Consider the following 5,901-nt stretch of genomic DNA (forward strand, 5'->3'; position numbering starts at 1 on the left):
GGTGGGTAACCACCCGGAGCGGGCGGCGGGTAGCCCCCCGACGGGGAAGGCGGATAACCGCCACCGGGTTGCGCGGTTCCGGGCTCGTAACGCCTTCTGTCATGCGTCCCCCTGGTGTCGAAGGCGAGAAGTCCCAGGGAGCTTATCGCGGCCGCGACGCCCCGATCGGCGGCAATAGCGCCGCGGTCGCCGTCGTCTCCGTCGCCCGTGCCACAACCCGGCTCCGACCGAACCGGACCGTAGGCTGATGCCAACGAAGAGCGCAGGAGCCGGGGAAGAGACAACATGCGAAGATCAGCCGCTCGCATCCTCGGCGCACTGTTGACCGTGGCGACGCTGGCGGGCTGCACGTCGACCGTGGCCGGTGTGGCGGTGCGAGCACCAGCTGATCCCGATGCCGCGATCGTGGCACTGCTGGACACCGGCAACTATCCGATCGTGGCCCGCGAACCGTTCGGCACAGCGGGCAGCGGAGGTTCCCACTTCGAAGCGCATCGGATCGCCGAAAACGTGGTCGGCCCGTGGCAGGTCAACGTCGACCTGCGACAACAACCACCCCTTGAGAAGCTGGGTTTCACCGCCCCCATCGCGTCGTTCATTCCCACCTCGTTCGATTTACCGGACCCACTGCCCGAGATCGCGGTCGCACACGGATTCATCTCCGGCTTCTCCAGTTATCGGGTGACGCGGGGCTCCTTCCCGCACCGCGAGTTACGCAATATGGTGCTGCGGTTCCCCGACCCGGGTTCGGCTGCGGCGGCTGCCGGCGAAATGGCGGGCGCGGTTCCGCAGACCCGCGAGGCGCCCCGACGGCCGCTGACCCTCACCGACCATCCCGCGGCGATTGCCTCGGCCTACGACGACGCCGGCGGCATCGCGATCGACACCTTCTTCGTGCACGGACCGTACGTCTTCTACGAGTCCGCCGCAGTCACGAACGACAACAACAACGAAAGCAGTGCCAGTCGACTCATCGACAACGCGCTGATCAAGCAGGAACGCTTGATCGACGAGTTTGAGCCGACCGAACCGGCAAAGCTGGGCGACCTGCCGAAAGACCCGACCGGCTCGTTACTGGCCCACACCCTGCAGGCACCGGGCGTCGGCGAGGCCGGGCTCAGCGACGGGGCGTGGCGGCCCACTGCCTGGCTGCACTTCGAGGACGATCCCGTCGACGCGGCGACGCTGTTCCGCGACGCCGGGGTCGTCTGGGTAACACAACTCTTGACGACGGTGTATCAAACGCCTAGTTCCGGTGCGTCTACACGAGTGGTCAACTGGATCGCCAAGCAGATCAGCGAGGCGCCGGAGGTCAAACCCACCGCGACCGGGGTGCCCGGTTACCCGTCGGCCCGCTGTTTCACTCGGACCAAAGGGGCGGCAGCGAAGACGGCGCCGGTGTCGATGCAGCGGGTCGCCTGGCACTACAAGTGCGTCGCGCGGATCGGCCGGTACGCCTTCACCGCGTTTTCGGATGACGAGAAGGACGTCAAACAGCAGATCTCGGCGCAGTACCTGATCCTGGCCGGCAAGTAGGCGACCGTCACGGGGCGCGGCTGGTGGGCAGCAACGCCCCGGCGACGATCAGCCACACCAGACCGCCGAGCCGCGCGATCGGCAACAGCGGGGCGACGGCGGGCCAGACCAGCACCAGCGTCGTCAATTCGGCGATGGCCGCGAGCACCAGACCCGCCCACGCCACCGGCCGCGGCAACAGACCAAGGACCAGGCTGGGCACCGCCATTGCGGTCAGCAGCAGCCCGAGCGCGACGATATGCCCGGTTCCGCCGGTGAGGAACACCAGGTAGTACAGCGCGTGGACCACGGCCGGCTCTGCGGTGACCTCCGGGCGGGCCAGCACCCCCGCCACCAACCCGGCCAGACCCAGCGCCCCGGCCGCCAGCAGGCCGCCGCCGAGCGCGATCATCGCGGCGGGGGTCATCCCGAGTTGACGCAGCCGGGCGCTGGCCATCGCGGCGTAGATCCCCAGCGGCACCGCGGACACCAACGCGGTGACGGCGCTGACCTGCACCGCCGCGTGCTGGGTGCGGACATAGTCCAGCACCGCGGCGGCCGACCCGTAGGGCAACGGCATCACACCGCCCAACGCCACCGCGTATCCCAAACCGCCCACCAGCACCACCAGACACGTCGCGGCGGGCAAGGCCAGCGACAAACCAGCCGGCCGCTCGCGCCCGCCGTCCCGCGCCGGATCGGTCATACGGCCGACGTTAGGCGCGGGTCAGAGCACGCGGAGCAGTTCCACGTCGCGACCCTGCGCCAGGGCGGCTACGGCGCCGTCGAAGGTGACCAGGCGGATGCCGCGGCGCCGCGCCAGGGTCAGCAGGTGCGCGTCGGTCACCTGACGGTGTCCGACGATGCGAGGAACGTCGTCGTCGGTGATCGACACATCATCGGTCAGGAACCGATGGCGTGCCACGGTCCGCAACGCGGTCAGCACCCGCACCGCGTCGGCGATCCCGATCGGGCTGGGAAACACTGTGGGGTTGGCCGAGACGCGGATGAAGCCGCTTTCCGTGATCGGGCAGGTGGCCCAGCCATGTGATGCGTTGGCGGCGAACCACTCTCGCATGCGCACGTGGTGGATGTGTGAATCCCACACCAACGCGACCAGGGCATTGACATCGAGCAGCGCCACCGCGTCTCAGTCCTCGTCGAGGGCGCGCCGGACCATGCCGGGGGTGATCGCCGGTGTCCCGGCCGGCACCCGGATTACCGGCAACCCGTTGTCCGATTCGACGCGCGCGGGCGCAAGGCCGCGACGGGCCAGCTCCGAGATCACCGCACCCAGCGATCGCCGCTCGCTGGCCGCCAGTTCGCGGGCCGCCGCGACCACATCGTCATCGAGGTCGACGGTCGTACGCATGAAATGATGCTATCGCATCAACGCATCAACGCTGTCCCGCCGGCGTCGCGGTTGCTCTCCCTTTGCCAAGGCCAGCGACGTTCCGCTTTGGGAGATCGACGCGGCGGCTGGTAACCTGAACAGTCGCTGCCCAGGCGCCCGAATGCCCTGAGGCACCCCAAGCCGAGATTTTGAGAAGGAATTAACGCGTGGCCAACATCAAGTCGCAGGAAAAGCGCATCCGCACCAACGAGCGCGCCCGGCTGCGTAACCAGTCGGTGAAGTCGTCGCTGCGCACCGCGGTCCGCGCATTCCGCGAGGCCACCGAGGCCGGCGAGAAGGACAAGGCCGCCGAACTGCTGGTGGCGACCGGCCGCAAGCTGGACAAGGCCGCCAGCAAGGGCGTGATCCACAAGAACCAGGCCGCGAACAAGAAGTCGGCGCTGGCCCGCGCGTTCAACAAGCTCTGAGTCGCCGCGCTTAGCCCGCGCGAGCAGACGTAAAAGGCCCTCATTTCGTCAGGAATGGGGGCTTTTGCGTCTGCTCGGCGCACAATGCCGACTCCGCCGTTCGCGATTGTGCGGTTTGATACGCCTATCCGGGGTATCGCGTATGAGATCGCACAGTCGGCGCCATCGGCACCCCTAGTCCGCCACCAGTTCGGCGACCTTGCGCACCGCGGCTTCCAGCGCGTAGTCGGCGTCGGCGGCCGCCCCCTTGACGTCGGCGTTGAGCGCCGCCACCAGGCGCAGCGCTTCGGCCACGCTGTCGCGCGACCAGCGCCGCGCCTGCCGCTGGGCCTTTTGCACCCGCCACGGCGGCATCCCCAACTCCCCCGCCAGCCGGTAGGGATCCCCCGACCGCGCACCGACCCGGGCGATGGTGTGCACGGCCTCGGCCAGCGCGTCGGCCAGCACGACGTGCGGTTCGCCGCGCAGCATCGCCCAGCGCAGCGCCTCGGCGGCGCCGGCAACATCCCCGACGACGGCCTTGTCGGCGATGTCGAAGCCCTTCACCTCCGCCTTGCCGCTGTGGTAGCGGCGCACCGCGGCGGCATCGACGTGTCCGCCGGTGTCGGCCACGAGCTGCGAGCAGGCCGACGCCAGTTCCCGGATATCGGAGCCCACCGCGTCCAGCAGCGCGGTCACCGTCTCCTCGGTGGCCTTGACCCGCAGCGCCTTGAACTCGGCCCGGACAAAGTCGGCGCGCTCGCTGGGTTTGGTGATCTTCGCGCACGGATGCACTTGGGCGCCGAGGTCCCGCAACTGGCCGGCCAGCGCCTTGGCGCGTCCGCCGCCGGAGTGCACCACCACCAGCACGGTGCCCGACGGCATGTCGGCGGCGGTGGACGCGATCAGTGCGGCCGCGTCCTTGCCGGCCTCGCCGGCGGCGTCGAGCACGACGACCCGCTCGTCGGCGAACAACGACGGGCTCAACAGCTCGGCGAGCTCGTGGGTGTCGACGTCCCCGGCCCGCAGCCGGTCCACCGGAATGTCGTCGGCGCCGGCCTGCGCGCGCACCGCGCGCAGCACGCTCGCCACGGCCCGCTCGACCAGCAGCTCTTCATCCCCGAGGACCAGGTGCAGCGGCGAAACCGGTTGGCTCACCCGCCAATCGTGTCACGCGGGCCCGACAGCGCACCGACCTGGCCGGTGAGCACCCCGGATGCCGACCAGGCGAACAGGCACACCGCGGCACCGCCGGCGGCCACCCGAAACCACCGCCACCGCCACGCCGCCACCGCGACCGTCGTCGCCGCCGCCACCGCCGCGGCGCCGGGCACCCCGCCCGGAACCGGCATTGTCGCGCCGGGCAGGCCGGCGGTCCAGTGCGCGATCCGGCTCACCCACCACAGTTCCGGTCCGGTGAATCGGATCAACAGTTGGGCGGCGGCCGGCCACAACACGCACAGCGCGGCGGCCGCGCTGCCCAGCACGGTGATCGGCACGATCAGCGCCGCCACCGCGAGGTTGGCGACCGCGCCGACCAGGCTGACCCGGCCCGAGATCGCGGCGATCAGCGGCGCGGTCACCGCCTGCGCGGCGCACGCCACGCACACCGCATCGGCCGCCGGTTTGGGCCAGCCGCGCGCCACCAGTCCCCGCGACCACACCGGCGCGAGGACGATCAGCGCCGCGGTCGCCACCACCGACAGCGCGAACCCGATGTCGACGGCGAGCTGCGGGGCGGCCACCATCAACACCAGCACGGCGGCCGACAGGCTCGGAATCGCCTGTCGGCGCCGCGACGACAGCACCCCCAGCAGCGCGATCGCGCCCATCACCGCCGCCCGTAACACGCTGGCCGTGGGCTGGACCACGACGACGAACACCACCAGGGCCAGCGCGGCCAGCGCCACCGCCGCCCGGGGCCCGACCAGCCGCGCCAGGAACAGCACCGCCCCGCACACGATGGTGACGTTGGCCCCCGACACCGCCATCAGGTGCGTCAGGTTGGCGGCGCGGAACTCCCGGCTGGTGGTGGCGGTGACCGCCGAGGTGTCGCCGAGCACCAGCGCCGGCAAGATCCGGGCCTGCTCGCCGGGCAGCGCCTCGGCGGCGACGGCGGCGAACCGGGTGCGGACGGCGTGGGCGGCGCGCTGGGTCGGCCCGGCCCGGCCCAGCCTGGGCGCGCCGGTGGCGGTCAGCACCGCGACGGTCAGGTCGCGGCGGGTCGGTCGGGTGATCCGGGCCCGAAACGTCATCGGCCGGCCCACCATCAGCTCGCCGAAGTCCACCGTGGGCGCAAACACCACCACCCGGCCCGACGCAGCGTCGCCGCCGAGGCGCTGCAGCGTGGCCCGAAACATCAGCCGGCGGCCACCCACCGCGACCGCGCTTTCGCTCGGGGTAACCGTCACCGGCGCCACCATGCCGAACGCCGCGGTGACCGGGTGGTGGCGGACCGCGTCGGCGCGCAACGCCACCGCACACCCGAAACCCGCCGCCACCACCCCGACCGCTGCCAGGCTCGCGCCGAGCACCCGCAGCCGATCCCGCCCTGCCCGGTCGGCGCGCCACCACAACCCCACCGCC

The 5,901-nt window shown here is 71.1% G+C and carries 7 protein-coding genes; 2 read left to right on the plus strand and 5 right to left on the minus strand.

Annotated features, from left to right (window positions below):
* The first annotated feature begins 285 nt into the window (after positions 1–285).
* Positions 286–1,536 carry a DUF7373 family lipoprotein gene (locus BKN37_RS25255; RefSeq protein WP_131823694.1) on the plus strand — a complete coding sequence of 417 codons (1,251 nt, stop codon included), beginning with the start codon at positions 286–288 and terminating at the stop codon, positions 1,534–1,536.
* A gap of 7 nt (positions 1,537–1,543) precedes the next feature.
* Here the strand turns inward: BKN37_RS25255 and BKN37_RS30050 are convergent, their stop codons facing one another.
* The 3 genes from BKN37_RS30050 to BKN37_RS25270 are packed head-to-tail and all read right to left on the minus strand — an operon-like array spanning position 1,544 to position 2,887.
* Positions 1,544–2,221 (minus strand): hypothetical protein, encoded by a 678-nt coding sequence (locus tag BKN37_RS30050; RefSeq protein WP_242657360.1) that lies wholly within the window; start codon positions 2,219–2,221, stop codon positions 1,544–1,546.
* Between the two features lie 21 nt (positions 2,222–2,242).
* Entirely contained in the window at positions 2,243–2,659 is a 417-nt protein-coding gene (locus BKN37_RS25265) for a TA system VapC family ribonuclease toxin (RefSeq protein ID WP_071029810.1), read from the minus strand.
* 6 nt (positions 2,660–2,665) lie between these two features.
* On the minus strand, positions 2,666–2,887 hold the full coding sequence (locus BKN37_RS25270; RefSeq protein ID WP_071029812.1) for an antitoxin: 222 nt from the start codon (positions 2,885–2,887) through the stop codon (positions 2,666–2,668).
* A 188-nt stretch (positions 2,888–3,075) separates the two neighbouring features.
* Between BKN37_RS25270 and rpsT the strand changes: the two genes are divergently transcribed.
* Positions 3,076–3,336, plus strand: a complete 261-nt coding sequence (rpsT, locus tag BKN37_RS25275; protein ID WP_071029814.1) for a 30S ribosomal protein S20 — start codon at positions 3,076–3,078, stop codon at positions 3,334–3,336.
* A 174-nt stretch (positions 3,337–3,510) separates the two neighbouring features.
* Here rpsT and holA read toward each other — a convergent pair whose 3' ends face one another.
* Both holA and BKN37_RS25285 read right to left on the minus strand, forming a co-directional pair.
* Positions 3,511–4,473, minus strand: a complete 963-nt coding sequence (gene holA / locus BKN37_RS25280) for a DNA polymerase III subunit delta (protein WP_071029816.1) — start codon at positions 4,471–4,473, stop codon at positions 3,511–3,513.
* Positions 4,470–5,901 (minus strand): ComEC/Rec2 family competence protein (locus BKN37_RS25285; RefSeq protein WP_071029820.1); only part of this gene is annotated, 1,432 nt, incomplete at its 5' end. The genes BKN37_RS25285 and holA, both read right to left, overlap by 4 nt.

Source organism: Mycobacterium talmoniae (assembly GCF_001854525.1).
GTDB classification, from domain to species: domain Bacteria; phylum Actinomycetota; class Actinomycetes; order Mycobacteriales; family Mycobacteriaceae; genus Mycobacterium; species Mycobacterium talmoniae.

Excerpts from the sequence above, each read along its gene's own strand:
- BKN37_RS30050 (WP_242657360.1), bottom strand. The coding sequence starts at position 2,221 with ATGACCGATCCGGCGCGGGACGGCGGGCGCGAGCGGCCGGCTGGTTTG.
- BKN37_RS25255 (WP_131823694.1), top strand. The coding sequence starts at position 286 with ATGCGAAGATCAGCCGCTCGCATCCTCGGCGCACTGTTGACCGTGGCG.
- BKN37_RS25270 (WP_071029812.1), bottom strand. The coding sequence starts at position 2,887 with ATGCGTACGACCGTCGACCTCGATGACGATGTGGTCGCGGCGGCCCGC.